The 17,153-nt window shown below is 65.0% G+C and carries 13 protein-coding genes; 7 read left to right on the top strand and 6 right to left on the bottom strand.

What is annotated here, in order from left to right:
* Window positions 1-124 precede the first annotated feature (124 nt).
* From ACTJLC_RS18720 to ACTJLC_RS18690, 7 genes are all read left to right on the top strand, one after another.
* Window positions 125-1,258, top strand: a complete 1,134-nt coding sequence (locus ACTJLC_RS18720) for an alkene reductase (RefSeq protein WP_310128525.1) — start codon at window positions 125-127, stop codon at window positions 1,256-1,258.
* Between the two features lie 87 nt (window positions 1,259-1,345).
* Entirely contained in the window at window positions 1,346-2,671 is a 1,326-nt protein-coding gene (locus ACTJLC_RS18715; protein ID WP_310313724.1) for a cytochrome c, read from the top strand.
* Window positions 2,668-3,183, top strand: a complete 516-nt coding sequence (locus tag ACTJLC_RS18710; RefSeq protein WP_310313720.1) for a (2Fe-2S)-binding protein — start codon at window positions 2,668-2,670, stop codon at window positions 3,181-3,183. The genes ACTJLC_RS18715 and ACTJLC_RS18710 overlap by 4 nt, the downstream gene beginning before the upstream one ends.
* Window positions 3,180-5,477, top strand: a complete 2,298-nt coding sequence (locus ACTJLC_RS18705) for a xanthine dehydrogenase family protein molybdopterin-binding subunit (protein ID WP_310313717.1) — start codon at window positions 3,180-3,182, stop codon at window positions 5,475-5,477. Before ACTJLC_RS18710 ends, ACTJLC_RS18705 begins: the two co-directional genes overlap by 4 nt.
* Before the next feature lie 317 nt (window positions 5,478-5,794).
* Window positions 5,795-6,616, top strand: a complete 822-nt coding sequence (locus ACTJLC_RS18700; RefSeq protein WP_154873064.1) for an alpha/beta fold hydrolase — start codon at window positions 5,795-5,797, stop codon at window positions 6,614-6,616.
* A gap of 317 nt (window positions 6,617-6,933) precedes the next feature.
* Window positions 6,934-7,848, top strand: a complete 915-nt coding sequence (locus tag ACTJLC_RS18695) for a helix-turn-helix transcriptional regulator (RefSeq protein ID WP_154873063.1) — start codon at window positions 6,934-6,936, stop codon at window positions 7,846-7,848.
* 256 nt (window positions 7,849-8,104) lie between these two features.
* Window positions 8,105-11,086 carry a winged helix-turn-helix domain-containing protein gene (locus tag ACTJLC_RS18690; protein ID WP_440844829.1) on the top strand — a complete coding sequence of 994 codons (2,982 nt, stop codon included), beginning with the start codon at window positions 8,105-8,107 and terminating at the stop codon, window positions 11,084-11,086.
* 97 nt (window positions 11,087-11,183) lie between these two features.
* Here the strand turns inward: ACTJLC_RS18690 and ACTJLC_RS18685 are convergent, their stop codons facing one another.
* From ACTJLC_RS18685 to ACTJLC_RS18660, 6 genes are all read right to left on the bottom strand, one after another.
* Window positions 11,184-12,194 (bottom strand): ABC transporter substrate-binding protein, encoded by a 1,011-nt coding sequence (locus tag ACTJLC_RS18685; RefSeq protein WP_310313710.1) that lies wholly within the window; start codon window positions 12,192-12,194, stop codon window positions 11,184-11,186.
* A gap of 243 nt (window positions 12,195-12,437) precedes the next feature.
* The gene (locus ACTJLC_RS18680; protein ID WP_073428989.1) at window positions 12,438-13,091 is read right to left on the bottom strand and encodes a peroxiredoxin; all 654 of its coding nucleotides are present in this window, start codon (window positions 13,089-13,091) and stop codon (window positions 12,438-12,440) included.
* 396 nt (window positions 13,092-13,487) lie between these two features.
* On the bottom strand, window positions 13,488-14,963 hold the full coding sequence (locus ACTJLC_RS18675) for an esterase-like activity of phytase family protein (RefSeq protein WP_310313707.1): 1,476 nt from the start codon (window positions 14,961-14,963) through the stop codon (window positions 13,488-13,490).
* 324 nt (window positions 14,964-15,287) lie between these two features.
* Entirely contained in the window at window positions 15,288-15,692 is a 405-nt protein-coding gene (locus ACTJLC_RS18670; RefSeq protein ID WP_310313703.1) for a DUF1801 domain-containing protein, read from the bottom strand.
* A 123-nt stretch (window positions 15,693-15,815) separates the two neighbouring features.
* The gene (locus ACTJLC_RS18665) at window positions 15,816-16,202 is read right to left on the bottom strand and encodes a VOC family protein (protein WP_073428990.1); all 387 of its coding nucleotides are present in this window, start codon (window positions 16,200-16,202) and stop codon (window positions 15,816-15,818) included.
* 301 nt (window positions 16,203-16,503) lie between these two features.
* Window positions 16,504-17,043 carry a hypothetical protein gene (locus ACTJLC_RS18660; RefSeq protein WP_440844825.1) on the bottom strand — a complete coding sequence of 180 codons (540 nt, stop codon included), beginning with the start codon at window positions 17,041-17,043 and terminating at the stop codon, window positions 16,504-16,506.
* Between the last annotated feature and the right edge of the window lie 110 nt (window positions 17,044-17,153).

Genomic DNA, 17,153 nt, shown 5'->3' with positions numbered 1-17,153 from the left:
CCGGTCACGGTACGGTTTCACAACGTTTAAGCGTGGTTTTAAGGAATTCGCGTGACGGCGGCGATACGCTGCTCGACATCGTCACGCATCCGAACCTGCTTCAGTCATTCGCAAAGGAATCACGATGTCACCTCTTCTTGGCGGTTACGATTTGCACGGCAGGCATCTGCCGAATCGCGTCGTCATGGCGCCGATGACCCGTTCACGCGCACCATTGCACGGCAATCCGACTGAGATGATGGCGCAGTACTACGTGCAACGCGCCTCGGCGGGATTGATCATCACGGAAGCGACCAATGTCAGCACCGCATCGGCCGCCTTCGAACTCACGCCCGGCATCATCACGAGCGAGCAGATCGCCGGCTGGCGCAACGTCACGAGCCAGGTGCATGCCGCGGGCGGCCGTATCTTCATGCAACTGTGGCACGGCGGTCGCGTCAGTTCGTTTGCCTTGCTCGGCGGCGAGGCGCCGCTCTCGCCTTCCGGCGTCAATGACGATCTCGAAAAACTACAGGTGTGGGGCCAGTTGCAGAACGGCCACTACACGCGAATCCATGCCACGCCCTCGCGCGCCATGTCGCTCGACGAAGTGAAGCAGACCGTCGCGCAGTTCAGACAAGGTGCGATCAATGCAATCGAAGCCGGCTTCGACGGCGTGGAAGTTCACGCGGCGAATGGCTACCTGCTGCATCAATTCCTCTCGTCGACCATCAACACGCGCGACGACCGGTACGGCGGCTCGATCGCCAACCGCGCCAACTTTCTGCGCGACATTCTGACGGAGATCGGCACTGCGGTTCCGCTCGGTCGCGTCGGCGTGCGCATCTCACCGTACGCGCACTACAACAACGTGCGCGACGCCGACCCGGACGGCACCTACGATTACGTCGGCAAGATGCTCGACGAATTCGGCGTCGCTTATGTTCATGCGGCGGACACCAACGGCTGGAGCGGACACCCCGACTTGCCGCGCATCATCGAGCGCACGCGCAAGATGTTCACGGGGCCCTTGATGGTCAACGGCGGCATATCCATCGACCAGGCCAATGCGCTGATCCGCGACGGCGACGCCGATCTCGTCGCGTTTGCCCGCGCGTATATCGCCAATCCCGACCTGGTCGAACGCATTGCGAGCCACGCGCCGCTGGCCGCGCCGAAGCACACGGGCTGGTACGGCGGCGACCAGTCCGGCTATCTCGACTATCCGTTTCACGGCAGCGCCGGTCGGAATGTGCAGCAAGGCGTCGCGCAGGCATGACGCATGCCGTCGGCCGTGCGCGCCGCGCGCCGCGTGGCGCGGTCGACGTTCCCCCGTTGAACCCAGGACTTCATTGACAGGTGCCTGATGACTCGCAAGCCAATCTTGCTAGCGGCAACCGGCGCGTCGATCGTCGCCGCGCTGATCGTCGCCGTGTGGTCGATGTGGAAGCCCGCGATCGCGCCGGTCAATGCGCCGCCGGCTTCATCGTTCGATTCGCAGACGAGGCTCGCGGGCGCGCGCGTCGTCGCGCTGGGCGACTGCATCGTGTGCCACACGGCCAAGGGCGGCAAGCCGTTCGCGGGCGGCCTGTCGCTCGCCACGCCGTTCGGCACGATCTACGCCACCAACATCACACCGGACGTGCAAACCGGCATCGGCAACTGGTCGCTCGAAGCGTTCACGCGTGCCGTGCGTCACGGCGTGGCGCGCGACGGGCATCTGTTGTATCCCGCGTTTCCGTACATCCACTTCACGCGCATGTCCGATCCCGACATTGCCGCGGCATACGCGTATCTGATGACGCGCGAACCGGTCAGCGCGAGCGCGCCGCCTAACGACCTGATCTTCCCGCTGAACTTCCGGCCCTTGTTGGCATTCTGGAACGTGTTGTTCCTGCGTGCCGGCGAGCGTCCCGCGGAGACGTCGAAAGACGCCGAATGGAATCGCGGCAAGCTGCTGGTGGATGGCCTCGGCCATTGCGCCTCGTGCCATTCGCCGCTCGACGCGATCGGCGGCGAGAAGTCAGGCCACGCGTTCGACGGCGGGATGGTCGACGGCTGGGAAGCGCCCGCGCTCAATGCGCTCGGCGCCGCGCCGAAACCGTGGACGAAAGAGCAGCTCGTCGCCTATCTGCGCAGCGGCCGCGCGAGCGAACACGGCGCGGCGGCCGGCCCGATGCTGCCCGTCACGCGCGATCTCGCCAGCGTGCCCGAGCAGGACGTGGAGGCCATCGCCACCTACATCCTGTCGCTTCAGAAGCCGCGGCCCGCTGTCGCGAACGTATCGGCACAGGCTGCGGAACAGGGCGAAACGCAAGGCAAAACGCCAGGCAGAACGCAAGCCGAAACGTCCGCGTCGGCGCAGCGCGGCGCGATCCTGTTCGGCGCGTCATGCGCGCAATGCCACGGACCCGCCGCGCCGATGCAGGCGATCGGCGAACGCCCCACCCTCGCGTTCAGCACCGCGGTGAATGCCGCCACGCCGCGCAACGCGATCCAGATGATGCTCGGCGGCATCGGCTGGCACGGCGCGGATGCGATGAACTACATGCCGGCCTTCGGCGAGATTTATAGCGACCAGCAAATCGCCGATCTCGCCGCCTACATTCGCGCCACGTATTCGCAGCGCGGCGCCTGGAACGACGTCGAAGCCACCGTGGCGAAAGTCAGAAAGGAGAACAACGCGCGATGATCACGCTTACCGTGAATGGCGTGCAGCACGCCCTCGATATCGACCCGTCCACGCCGCTGCTTTACGCGTTGCGCGACGATCTGCACCTGCACGGCGCGAAGTTCGGCTGCGGTCTCGGGCAATGCGGCGCATGCACCGTGATCGTCGGCGGCGAAGCGGTTTTCTCGTGCCTGGTGCCGGTTTCGTCGATCGGCGCGCGGCCCGTGCGCACCGTGGAAAGTCTCGGCACCGCGGAGCGTCCCGGTCCGTTGCAGAAGTCGTTCATTGAGCATCAGGCCGCGCAGTGCGGCTATTGCATCGCCGGCATGATCATGCGCGCGCAGGCGCTGCTCGATCGCAACCCGCATCCGACGGAAAGCGAGTTGCGCGAGCATATGGAGCCGAATCTGTGCCGCTGCGGCACGCATATGCGCATTCTCGCGGCGATCCGCGAGGTCGCGCATCTGCCGGCCGGCGACGGCGTGCCCGCCGCGAAGCCACAACGCGCTGGGAACCACGGAGGCACGCAATGAGCGTCCACGGCAGGATCGACAAGATCGACAAGATCGACGACATCAACGGCATCGACGAAGGACGCCGCCGTTTCATGGTGTCGGGCGCGCTGGTGGTGAGCTTCAGCCTGTTCCCCGGCGCGAAGGCACTCGCGCAGCAAGTGATCGCCGACGAAGGCGCCGCCGTGCACATCGCGAAAGCCACCGAGAAGCTGGCGGGCAGCCTGAAAACCAACCCCTATCTCGACGCGTGGATCAAGATCGATCCCGCGGGCAAGGTGACCGTCTATACCGGCAAGGTGGAACTCGGCACGGGCGTGCGCACCGCGCTGCTCCAGGTCGCGGCCGAGGAACTGAGCATGGCGCCGTCGCTGATCACCTTCCTGACCGCGGACACCGGCGCGTCGCCCGACGAAGGACTCACGGCCGGCAGCCACACCATCGCCGATAGCGGCAGCGCGCTGCTGAACGCGGCGGCGCAGGTCCGCGGGCTGCTCGTCGACGCGGCGGCCAAACACTTCGGCGTGAGCGGCAGCGCGTTGAGCGCGCACGACGCGATCATCAAGGCGCCCGATGGAAGATCGATGACCTATGGCGAAGCCGTCGGCCTGGTCGACCTGCATCGCATGGCCACACCTGAGTCGCCGCTGAAAGATCCGGCGACCTTCAGCGTGATCGGCACCTCGTTGCCGCGTCTCGACATACCGGGCAAGGTAACGGGCGGCCCGAGCTACGTGCAGGACATGGTCATGCCGGACATGCTGCATGCGCGCGTGGTGCTGCCGCCGGTGTACGGCGCGCAACTGCTGCGCACCAACACGCCCGATGTCCTGAAGATGCCGGGCGTGGTCGACGTGATCCGCGACGGCAGCATGCTGGCCGTGGTCGCCAAGGGCGAATGGCAGGCGGTGCAGGCGCAACGGGCGCTCGCGGCGGGCAGCCAGTGGAGCGCGGGGCACGCGCTGCCCGATCCCGCCACCGTGCACCGCGATCTCAAACAGATTTCCACCGAACACATCGAGATCGCCAACACGCATGGCCCGGCGGGCGCGCCGCTCAAAACGCTGAGCGCGACCTACACCAAGCGCTACATGCTGCACGGCTCGATCGGACCGTCGTGCTCGGTCGCGCAGTTCAAGGACGGCCACATGACCGTGTGGACGCACTCGCAAGGCGTCTATCCGCTGCGCGACGCGCTGGCCGAAATGCTCGCGCTGCCGAAAGAGAACGTGCGCTGCGTCCACGTCGAAGGCTCGGGCTGCTACGGCCACAACGGCGCGGACGACGTCGCCGCGCACGCCGCGCTGATCGCGCGCGACATGGCCGGACGCCCGGTTCGCGTGCAATGGATGCGCGAACAGGAACACACGTGGGATCACTACACGCCCGCGATGGTCACGCAAGCGAAGGCCTCGCTCGACGCCGGCGGCGGCATCGTCGACTGGGATTACGCGCTGTGGAGCAGCTCGCACAACGAGCGGATCGTCAACGCCGGCCGGCTGATTCCGGCGCAGTTGCTGGAGAAGCCGTTCACGCCGGCGCCCTCGGTGCCGATGGTGCAGCCCGAAGGCGGCGGCGACCGCAACGCGATTCCGCTCTACACGTTTCCGAATCTGCACGTGATGAACCATTTCTCGCCGACCATGCCGCTGCATACGTCGGCGATGCGCTCGCTCGGCGCGCACATGAACGTGTTCACGATCGAGTCCTTCATGGACGAACTCAGCGCCGCGGCGGGCGCCGATCCGGTCGCGTTCCGTCTGAAGCATCTGCATGACCCGCGCGCACGCGACGTGATCCGCCTCGCCGCCGAGAAATTCGGCTGGCCGCGCGCGCCGCGCAAGGCCAATCACGGCGTCGGCTTCGCGTTCGGCAAGTACAAGAACCTGATGGCGTATGTGGCGATCGCCGTCGAGGTTGCCGTCGTGCGCGAGACCGGTCAGGTGACGCTCGAACACGCGGAAGTGGCGGTGGACTCCGGGCAGATCGTCAACCCCGACGGCATCCGCAACCAGATCGAAGGCGGCGTGATCCAGTCGGCGAGCTGGACGCTCTACGAGGCCTTGAAGTTCGACACGCGGCGCATCCGCAGCTTCGACTGGAGCAGCTATCCGATCCTGCGGTTCTCCGCCGTGCCGCGCAGCCTGAACGTGCACCTGCTCGACCGCCCCGGCGCACCGTTTCTGGGCGCGGCCGAAGCGTCGATGGGACCGACCGCCGGCGCGCTCGGCAATGCGTTGTTCGACGCGACCGGCCAGCGCCTGCGCGACATGCCGCTCGCCGGAGACGGCCTGCGCCGCCGGATCGACGCCTGACGGCATGCCCGTTAAGAAGATTTAAGCAATCTGAAGTTCAATACAGTGCGCGCAGTCTTACGATTGAAACCTGCGATGCCGCATCATGCATCGTCAAGAACAGCGATTCATCAACGTCAAGACTGGAGAGAAATTTGGCTAACCCATCCGCAATCCCCTCGGCGAATCGTCGGCAACTGCTGGTTGCGGGCGCTGGCGCGGCCGGCGCGGCAGTCGCCGCCATGGCCGCGCCGAGCGTCGCGATGGCCGCCGCGGCGGCCGGCGGCAATCCGCACGCAGGCAGTGCATCCCACTCACAGCATGGAGAGCGACACACGATGAACACGGTAACCACCAAAGACGGCACGCGGATCTTCTTCAAGGACTGGGGCACCGGCAAGCCCGTGGTGTTCTCGCACGGCTGGCCGCTCGACGCCGACGCGTGGGACGCGCAAATGCTCTTCCTCGTGCAGAAGGGCTATCGGGTCATCGCCCACGACCGCCGCGGCCACGGCCGCTCCGATCAGCCGTCCCACGGCAACGACATGGACACCTACGCCGACGACCTGGCCGCGGTGATCAACGCGCTCGACCTGAAGGGCGCGACGCTCGTCGGCCATTCGACGGGCGGCGGCGAAGTCGCGCATTACATCGGCCGCCACGGCACCTCGCGGGTCGCCAAGGCCGTGCTGATCGGCGCGGTGCCGCCGATCATGGTCAAGACCGAGAGCAACCCGAACGGCCTGCCGATGTCCGTGTTCGACGGCATTCGCGCGAACGTGGCGGCGAACCGCTCGCAGTTCTACAAGGACCTGGCCATGCCGTTCTACGGCTTCAACCGGCCCAACGCGAAAACCTCGCAAGGCACGATCGACGAGTTCTGGCGCGAAGGCATGCTCGGCTCGATACTCGGCCAGTACGAATGCGTGAAGCAGTTCTCCGAGGTGGACTACACCGCCGACCTGAAGAAGATCGACGTCCCCACGCTGATCCTGCACGGCGACGACGACCAGATCGTGCCGATCGACGACTCGGCGCGACTCTCGGCGAAGCTGGTGAAGAACGCCACGCTGAAGGTTTATCCGGGCGCGCCGCATGGCATGTGCACGACGCTGGCCGATAAGGTCAACGCCGATCTGCTGGAGTTCTTGCAAAGCTGATGCCGAAGCTCGGACGCTGATCCGGGATAAATCGGGGCAACGCTCGTTGCCGATGCGCGGCGCGTTTTTCCGGCGAACCTGGCTCGCCGGAAAAACGCGCCGCGCGTGCGTTGAGGTCCGCCAAACGGATAAAGACCGCATTGGCGATTGAACTCGTTATTCCACTGATTGCGACCGATTGCGACCGATTGAGACCGTTTGCGATCACCACCGATTTCAACCGTTTAAGCCATAATGACGAATAATTACATTTCGTTATTTTCGGTTAAATTACCGAGGTAGCGGGACCGCTGCGCGACGAATCGAGGTGACGATCCATGCTTGACGATACTCAGACATCCGCCGCCACGGCCGCACGCCCGAAGGACTCGCTCGGCTGCCTGTCGAGCCACCTGTACCGCGATCTCGAACTCGACACCGGCGAGTTCAGATTCCATCGCAAATGCACGCGCGACAACAAGGCCAGCGCCGTTGCCATGCACGGTTCGGAGCGCGGCTTTCTGATTGGCGTGTCGCTGAAAACCGGGCATCGCCGGCGTATTTTCTCGGGCCACCGCTGGACCTCGCACGACTTCGAACAGGACAGCATCTACATTCGCGACTTCGCGGACGACTATAAAGCCGACTTGCAAAGCGGCTTCGATTTCGTGCTGATCGAACTGTCGCGCGCTTTCATGGCGAACGCCTGCTATGAGCGAAGCGGCGCGAGCGTGCCGCGGCTCGCGCCGCTGGCCGGGCACAAGGACCCGGTGCTCGGCCATCTCGCCCAGGTGCTGGCGCTCACGCTCGACCGGCAGAGCGAGGCCAGCCCGCTCTTCGTCGAACAATTGGGCGTCACCATCGGAACCCATCTGCTCGATCGGTACGGCAACGCGCCGCCGCAATCGGAGAAGAAAAGCCGCCGCCTCTCCAGTTTGCAGGAAGCACGCGCCAAGGACATGCTGCTCGCGAAGTCGCAAGGCAACGTTTCGATCGAGGAAATCGCAAGCGCGTGCAATCTGTCACGCAGCTACTTCATTCACGCGTTTCGCGAGACCACGCATCGCACGCCGCATCAATGGCTGCTCGAACGGCGCATCGACCGCGCCCGCGACCTGCTGAAGCATTCGGACTATTCCCTGTCGGAAATCGCCATCGCCTGCGGCTTCTCCGATCAGAGTCATTTCACGCGAATATTCTCGCAATGGGTCGGCGTGCCGCCCGGCGCGTGGCGCCGGCAAGCCTGCAACTGACCCGCTTGCAACGCATGCGTCGAGCCGGCGCCGATTGAACGATCGAGCGCCGCCGTTGTTTCATGCCATTGGACTTTCATACAAAGCATCGCACTAACCGACAAGACACGCGCAATTCGCCAAGGTACTTTCGATCACGTCGACGATGGCCGTTCGAGCGCGCACCGCCGGATGGAAGTCATGCAAAGGCGGGTGACGCCACGATCGAGCCGCACCGTTGCCTTATCACGCTCATTGCCCGGAACCTGAAAACGACATGATCGAATTAGGCCGCTTTCACATCGATCTGGAAATGCGGACGTTGCGCAAGGACGGCGAACCGGTGCATCTCGGCTCCCGTGCGTTCGATATCCTCGCGGTGGTCGCATCGGCGGGCGGCCGCCTCGTCACGAAAGACGAGTTGATGAACGCGGTCTGGCCCAACACCATAGTCGAAGAAAACAACATTCAGGTGCACCTCTCCGCGCTGCGAAAAATACTCGGCGCGGACCGCGATCTGATTCTCACCGTGCCCGGCCGCGGTTATCAACTGGTGCGCCGATCGAACCGGTCGGCGCCCGGGCAATCCTTCGCGCCCGCGCCTGCCGCATGCCCGTTGCCGCCGCCCAAGACGCACCTGGTGGGCCGCGAGGCGGCGGTTCGGCAAATCCGCGCGATGCTCGCGCACGCGCACGTGCTGACGCTGGTGGGCGCGGGCGGCATCGGCAAAACCAGTCTCGCGATCGAAGCGGCCCGTCACGCCGCCGCGGATTTCGTCGAAGTGTGCTTCGTGGAACTGGCCGCGCTCACCGCGCACGGCGGCGTGCTCGCCGCCATCGCCGAAGGCTGCGGCCTGGCTGCGGCAGACGTCGCGCCGGGTGTTGCGCCGGGTGTTGCACAAATGGCCGCCGCGCTCGCGCAAAAACGCCGGCTGCTGGTGCTCGACAACGCCGAGCACCTGGTGGACGAGGTGGCGGAAGTCGTCGAGGCGCTGGTCGCGGAATGCGCTTCGCTGCGCGTGCTCGTCACGAGCAGGGAGCCGCTGCGCATCATGCCCGAAGCAATTTTTCGGGTGGACCCGCTCGACGTGCCGCAACCGGATTCGAGCGACGCGGAGATCTTGCAGCAGTCGGCCGTGAATCTGTTTCTGCTGCGCGCCAACTCGTTGCAGCGCAAGGTGGGCGCGGAGCGTGCGGAACTGCGGCTCGTCGGCGAGATATGCCGGCGGCTCGACGGCATTCCGCTCGCGCTCGAACTGGCCGCGGCCCGCGTCGTGGCGCTCGGCGTGGAAGGCGTGTATCAGCGGCTGGACGATCGCATGGCGATTCTCGCGGGCGGCTATCGGACCGCGCTGCCGCGCCATCAAACCTTGCGCGCGACCTTCGACTGGAGCTTCGCGCTGCTCGACGCCGGCGCGCAGTCGCTGTTCAGACGAATCGCGGTGTTCGGCGGCCTGTTCACGTTCGAGGCCATGTGCGCGGTCGTGTGCGACGCCAGCTTGACGGTCGCGAGCGCGATCAACGGCATCAGCGAACTGCTCGCCAAATCGCTGGTGAATGTCGAATTCGACGGTCCGGTGGCGCGGTATCGTCTCTCCGAATCGACGCGCGCCTATGCGCTCGAAAAGCTCCAGGCGGAAGGCGAGCGGCAGGATCTGGCCGCGCGCCATGCGCGCTATCTCGCCTGCTGCTTGCAGGCTCGTCCGGCGCGGACGGCTGCCGGCGCGGCGACCAGCACCGATTCGAGCGCCGCTGATCACGCGGCGGTTTTCCAGCATTCGCTCGACGACGCGTGCAGCGCCCTGGATTGGGCGTTCTCCCCGGAGGGCGACGTGCGGCTCGGCGTCGAACTCGCGTCGAATCTGGCCGGCGCGCTGCTCGACGCCGGCATGATCGCGGAGTGCTGCGCTCGCACCGGGCAAGCGGTCGACGCGCTCGACAAGCTCCCCGCCGCATCGGTCGCCGCCGTCAGCGAAATGCGCGTGCGCGCGGCGTTGGCGTCGGCCTTGCCCTACATTCGCGGCGCGGTTGGGCGGTCGGCCGAATTGTGGCGCGACGTGCTCGCGCTCGCGCTGGCGTGCGGCGACGAAGCGTTTCATGCCCGCGCGCTATGGGGCCTCTGGAACACGATGATGTCCGGTGGAAACATCCACGAATCGATGAAGTACGCGAAGCGGTTCCAGCAATTCGCGCAGGCACAAGCACAAGAGAACCCGTGGCAACAGATACTGGCGGACCAACTGGTGGCCATTTCGCTGCATTGTCTCGGCGGGCATGGCGAAGCCCGGCAGGCGCTGCTCGACGTCAGGCAACGTATCGTCTCGCTCGACGGCAAAGCGCAGCGGGTGGGCAGCTTCGCCGTCGATCCGCTCGTCTATTGCAACGGCACGCTCGCGCGAATCGCGTGGCTCGAAGGGAATGTCGGCGAGGCCCTGGCGCTCGTCGATCAACTCGTGAGCCTGGTGCGCCCCCATACGATGGAACCGTCGCTCACGCATGTGCTCGGCGCGGCGGCGGCGCCGCTTGCGTTGTTGTCGGGCGATCTGAGCGGCGGCGCGGCCTATCTGGAGATCATGCGCTCGCAAGCCGCGCTGCATCGCTCCGAGGTGTGGCTGGATTACTGCGACTGCCTGTCCGCGTATCGCGACATTCTCGACGGACACGCACAGCGGGCGCTGCCGGTTCTCGCGCAGGCGCTCGACGCGTTGATCGCGCGCCGCTTCCGGCGTTTGATCACGCTGTTCATCGTCGCCTACGCCGAGGCGCTCGTCACGGCCGGGCAAATCCACGAAGCCCGCAGCCGATTGAACGAAGCGCTGGCATTCTGCGAAAGCAACGGCGAGCTGATTTTCCTGCCGGAAATCTGGCGCGTGCTGGGGCTTGCGGCACACGCCGAAGCGCGCGCGCAGGCCTATGCGGGGAATGCGTCCAACGCGCGGCGCAGCGACGCGTCGGCGTGCTTCGCGAAGGCGATCGAACTGTCCCGCACGCAGGGCGCGAGGATGTGGGAACTGCGCGCCTCGATGGCGCTCGCCGCGCTGCTGCGCGACGAAGGCCGAACCGAGGCGGCGCTCGAACTGCTCGAACGAATCGCGCTCTGTTTCGACGCGGCATCCGGCAGCGTCGACGTCGATGCGTTGTTCGAGACCATCGGGACGCTGCGCTCGCGCTCAGGCAAACCGCTTCGGCGGGCGGCGTTCGACAACTTGCCGCCGCTCGACACGCGCGCGGCTTTGGCGGCTCCCGCTAGCGCCGGCTAGATAGCGGTGGTCAATGCGGCGGCCGTTGCGCTCGCCGGCCGGCTCATGTGCAACCGGCCACACCCGGCGCGTGATCGCGAACGCGCTCAGCCACAGTTCACACGTTCGCGATGTGCGTGTCCGCAATCGCGCGCACGTCGATGCGGCGCGGCAGGATCGCGTCGCGGTTCGCGCTGTCCGCCACCTTTTGCAGCGCGGCAATATCCGCCTCGGTGATGAAGTGCTGTTTCAGCGACGCGCGTTGCGTGATCCGCTTCGCGGCATCGAGCGGCGAGCGCGTCAGCGTCGCGTAGATTTGCGCGTAGGCGTCGGGGTTCGCCAGCGCCCAATCGCCCGCGCGTTGCAGCCTGAGCAGGACGTCCGCAATCGCCGCGCGTTTGCGCGTGTCCGCGAGCGCGGCCCCGGAGGCGGTGATGAAACCGAGACCGCTGTTGATGCCGGTGCCGTCGCGCAAGATCCGCGCGCCGCGTTGCACCGCGATGCCGTAGTACGGATCGAACGTCGCCCATGCTTCGATCGATCCCGATGCGAACGCGGCAAATGCATCGACCGGCAAGATGAAACGCACGCTGACGTCTTCTTTCGAGAGCCCCGCTTCGGCCAGCGCGCCGTACAACTGAAACTGCGAAATGCTGCCGCGCGCCGAGGAAACGAACACGGTGCGTCCCTTCAGATCCGCGACCGTGCGAATCTTCGAATCCGCCGCGACCAGAATGCCGAGTTGCGCGCCGGAGCCCACGCGCGTCGCGACGATCTTCAAGCTCGGATCGCCCACCGCCGCCGCGAGCACCGGCAAGTCGCCCGCCGGCGCGAGATCGACCGCGCCCGCGCGTTGCGCTTCGAAGAGCGGCGCGGCGCCCTGGAAGTTGGCCCAGCGAAAAGCGTAGGGCGCGCCGTCGAGCACTTTCGCCGCTTCCGCCAGCGCGCGCGTGCCGCCGGCCTGGTCGCCGAGAACGAGCGTGGTGGAAGTGGCGGCGGCTTCGGCGGCCTGCGCGCGGTGCGCGTGCAACACGCCGGTCACGGCGAAGACGCTCAGTGCGGGCGCCGCGCCTAATAGCTTCAGCGTGCGCCGTCGCGTGGAAAATGATGTGGGAACAGAAGCGGCCATACGCCCTCGCTTTGCAATAGTTCGCCAAGCGTAGCGAGCGAAGCGGGCCTTGAGAATGATTCGATTCCGATAACGTTATCTCGAACCGCTATTTGGCTCTGGATGCCGCGGGCGTTCGCCGAGCGGGCATGGTCCGGCCGTATTGGGGCGCCAGGCCGGGAAGGCCTGGTGCCGGTGGCCGCGCCGCCACTGTGGAGAACGGCGCTTCGTCTTAACCGCGAGGTGCGCTAACGCGCGCCGGTTTCACTTCGGCTGCTCGACGTAACGCAGATACGGCTTCACCGTCTTGAAGCCTTGCGGGTATTTCTTCGCTGCGTCGTCGTTCGAAACGGAGGTCGGGATGATGACGTCCTCCCCCGGTTTCCAGTTCACCGGCGTCGCCACCGTGTGTTTCGCGTTGAGCTGCAGCGCATCGAGCAGACGCAGCACTTCGTCGAAATTGCGGCCCGCGCTCATCGGATACACGAGCATCGCCTTGACCTTCTTGTCGGGGCCGATCAGAAACACGGAGCGCACCGTTGCGTTATCCACGGCGGTGCGCGGGCCGCCGCTCGCGCTCGGATGGATCATGTCGTAGGCCTTCGCGACGCTCAGGTCGGCGTCGCCGATCAGCGGGTAGTTGATCGCGTGACCCTGCGTCTCCTCGATATCCTTGACCCATTTCTCGTGATCGCTGACGGGATCGATGCTAAGACCGATGATCTTCGTGTTGCGCTTATCGAATTCCGGCTTCAGCCGGGCCATGTATCCGAGTTCGGTGGTGCAAACCGGCGTGAAATCCTTAGGATGAGAAAACAGGATCGCCCAATGGTCGCCGATCCATTCGTGAAAATGGATTGTCCCTTCGGTGGTTTCCGCGGTGAAATCCGGAGCTTCTTCGCCTAGTCGAATCGACATCGTCATCCTCCATGAAGCGTGCTGCCAGGGTACGCCGTCGGCGGCCCCGGCTGGTTGGTTGGCAATCAGGCGAGCAGCCTGACTGACGATCGGGCTCCGGCTTGTCGAACGGCATGGCGCAGGGGCCCATTAGCGGGCGCAGCGCGTGCGGCGACTCCCTGAAAGAAACCCGCCGTGTGGTGTGATGAACCTCGGACGAACCTCGGGACGAACGCCAGGACGCGCTGCGTGTCGCGCTTATAGCGTAGAACAAAAAGGACGGATATCGCGGCTGTTATGCAGAGCGGAACCGCCATTATGGTGACGGATCCGCTCATCGACGATGCGTGGCGCCGGCTTCAGCCTTGCGGAAAACCGGCGCGCGGCAAAACGCCGGGGCGCTTGCCGCGCCTTGGCTCAATGCTCGTCGTCGCCGTCGCGGCCACAAGCCTGGGCCGAATGACCATGACCGTCGCCGCGACGATCGTCGTCCGCGCCCGGCAGCGTCTGTGCCACGTAGGCGGGCAACTCGCTCGGATCCCATGCGAACACGAAGAACTGGTTCGGGTTCGCGATGCCGGCTGGATGATTCGTATCGGTGACCGTGCCGAGGAAGTCGTTGTCGTTGGCGATGAACAGCGTGTGCTTCTTCACGCCGCCGACTACCACGTCGGGGCCGAACGCCAGGCCTTCCAGTTTCGCCGGAATGTCGTTCGCGCTATAGCCGTGCGCGGTCAACGACGCGACCACGTCGAGGAACAAGGCTTTGCGCACCGCATACGGCGCGAGACCGGCCTCGCTGCTCGCGTTGCTCACGTCCTGCGCGCCTGTCAGGTCGATGTGAAACACCTTCTTGAAGGCCGCCGTGGAGTTGTCGCCGAGTCCCTTGCCGTCGCGCTCGTCGACCAGCAATTCATGGTCGTTGACGGCCACCACGTCGCTGATGGTCGGATACTTCGGCTTCGCCGCCGTACCGATGTTCGTCAGCGGATAGGCAAACTGCGTGGTCTTGCCGCTGCGCAAATCGATCCTGACGATGCGCGTATACCCGCCGCCGGTGCCGCCGTCCTGAATCAGCGGGCTTTGCATCGCGCCGAACAGCGTCTTGCCGTCCGGCGAGATCGCGAGACCTTCCATCCCCTTGTTCGCCACGCGGCCCGAAGTGTTCTGCGAGATTTCGTCGCTGCCGACGGCGGCGAGCGTCGACACCGCGAACGTATCGGGCAGCTTGTAGGTATCGGTGCGACGGCCGCTGCGGCGATCGAAGCGATAGACGTAGGGACCGTATTCGTCGGAGATAAAGACGCTTTCGCCGTCGCTGCTCACACGCACGCTTTCGGGATCGAAGCGTGCGTCGAGAGCGTTGGTCGACAGGCGCGTGGGGTCGAAGTTGTCGGAGCGGCCGGTGAAGTAGTGAGTGCGATTGCGGCGATTCAGCGCGGGCGCGCCGTTGGGCACGCCGGCTGCGGCGCCCGTTCCGTAGACCAGCGTTTCAGACGCGTGAAGCAGCGTCGTGCCGATGAGTTTCGGCGTCAGCGTGTACGGCAGCGCAGCGCCCGCCGCACCCGGTTTCAGGCGCAGGCGCAAGGTCTGAAAGCGGTTGATGTACGACGCGGTGTCGTCGATGGCCGCGTTGTACGGCACGGCATTCGGGCCGCGGTCCGGCACCGCGACAAACGTATGGCATCCCGCGTAGGCGATGCCCGAACCCAGGCCGCCCAGCAGATTGCCCGCCGCGCCGTTCTCCAGCGGCGCCGCCGTTTCCTTCGACAAATCGCCGCTCAAGCCGCTCAACTGGCCGACCGCGATGAGGTCCACGGCTGCATGCGCCGCCGTGGCGAACAGGAGCGACGAGGCGATCGCCGTCAGAGCAAAAAGTCTTGAACGAGACACGATGGTGTTCCTTGAAGGGAATGCTTGTTTTGGACGCGCCTGGCGCTAAGCGTCGACCATGCGTGCGTGGCTCGCGTGGATCTTCGGGGGTGGTCAGGGAGGGCCAGCGCGCAGCTCGGTGGGCCGTTGGAGGCCGGCGGTCATAGTGCGTGAGGTTTGTGACTGAATAATGACCGTTATGCGCGGCCGGGCCAGCGGCGCGAACCGGTCGAGCCGAAGCGGCGAATCACCGCTTTGCGCGGACGTGGTGAACGGACATATCAGCAAGCTGGCGGAACGTGCGTGGGGCAATGGCCGATTCAATCGGCCATTGCTTCGGGTCTTTCACTTTTGCGCACTTTTGGCCCGAGCAGGCGCGTTCTTCTTCAAGCTGGTGTGATTGAAATCGATAGCGGCGCGCACCAGATTTTTCAGCGCGCGCGCATTGATCTTGTCGCCCTCGAAAAAGTCGATTGCGCGTCTCGCGTTGCCTTCGAGTCCCGCGTTGAAGAGTTGGTCGGGATCGGGAAGATTCGCACCGTGGGCAAAGGTCAGCTTCACCTTGCCTTTATGCGCGTTGGCGACCGCGATCATGCCGTCGCGGGACCATACCGGGCTTCCCATCCACTTCCACTCCTCGATGATCCGCGGGTCGGCCTCGAGAATGCTCTTGCGGATGCCGGCAAACGTTTCGCCGCGCCAGTCCGTGAGTTCCGCGATCATCTGGTCGATGCGTTCCGATGGGCTCATGGTTCTTCTCACCTCGAAATCCGTGTCATGGGACCACGATAGTAATACGCCGGCGACACCGCTTGCGAGTACGCGCGCTGAATGTCCCCGGCCCCAGCGCTTCAGCTACGCATGGATCATTTTTCAGTCGTCGAATGTGCCGCGATATTCCGGCGCGGCGTCGCGGCGCGTATTGATTTCGAACATCACGCCGCCCGGCGCGCGGCAAAAGAAGCGCGAACCGCGGCCATTGTTGAAGACTTCGGTCTCCATCTCGACACCCTCCGTCTTGAAGCGCTCATACAACGCGTGAACGGCATCGAGGCTCGGCAGTTCGAAGCCGACATGGAAAGCCTTGGGCCATGCCGGCGCATCGCCGCTCGCGTGATCGATCACCACGTCGAAGCCGGGGCGCTTGAGAATGTACGACTGGTCCCAGGTTCCCGCGATAGTGAAACCCAGGTGCTGTTCAAAGAACCTGGCGGTCGCGGGAGTGTCGGCTGAGGGGAAGCTCAAGTGGTTGAGTTTCATGCTGTCGATAAAGGCGGTCATCATCGGTCTCTCGTTCATTGGCGGCGGCCCTATGCCAGCGCCGATGACGTCAGAATATAAGTGGAAGCTCGCATTCAACAACTCGCATTGAGCGCATGCGCCGATGGGTCGTGAAGCCCGTATGAAGCCGCGGCTTCGACGAGAGACGGAGACCGTAGCGGCTTCGGTTGCTCACATTCACGAATGTTCCGGCGGACGCGCGGATGATGCGCGGTCTGCGCTCGCATGGGTTCGCGCGGGGGTGCGGAACCGCCGTTGCGATGTCGCGAAGAGCGCGCCGTCAGTCTTTCTTTTTGTGCGGCAGCGCTGCGTTCAGAAGCGGGTTGAAACGGGTCGAGTCGGTGGCGGGCTTGGCTTTGCCCTCGGCTTTACGCTTACCCCTTGGCGCATTGCTCGACAATTGGGCGAGTAGTTCTTCGGAGCTTGCGTCGTTGTTGTCGTTGTTGTCGTCGCTGCTCTCGGCTTCGTCTGATCGAGCCGCTTTCTTTGGTTTGCCGCGCGACGGTTCACGCTGTTCTGAGGTTGCCTGCGTGTCGTCCTCGGATACTTTTGCTCCGGCGATGTGCCCGATCACGGCCGCAAACGAACTCGACGCCGATTTTGGCGCATCGCCCGGAAGCATCGTCTGGGCAACGATGTCGCGCAGCGTGCGGCCGTCGACGGAGCGCGCGGTCGGGGTCGTGCGCCAGTCGATGTCGGTCTGGGCGAACGCGCCAATCACACGCTCAAGCACCGCGGGCGACAGCACGCCGCCGTCATACAGGCTGATCACCGCGCGCTCGAAGACTGGAAACAGCGTGGATGCGGATGTCCTGGACACGGGTTTTCCCTCCTTGGACTGCTTGTCGATCGCGGTTTCGCGTCGGCATTGCGCTAACGATCGGTCTCTGACCATTGAACGATTGAGCGATTGAATGAACGGCGGCCGCG

The sequence above is a fragment of the Paraburkholderia sp. 22099 genome (assembly GCF_052045835.1).
GTDB classification, from domain to species: Bacteria; Pseudomonadota; Gammaproteobacteria; order Burkholderiales; family Burkholderiaceae; genus Paraburkholderia; species Paraburkholderia terricola.
This window is presented reverse-complemented; position numbering and strand designations above follow the sequence as displayed.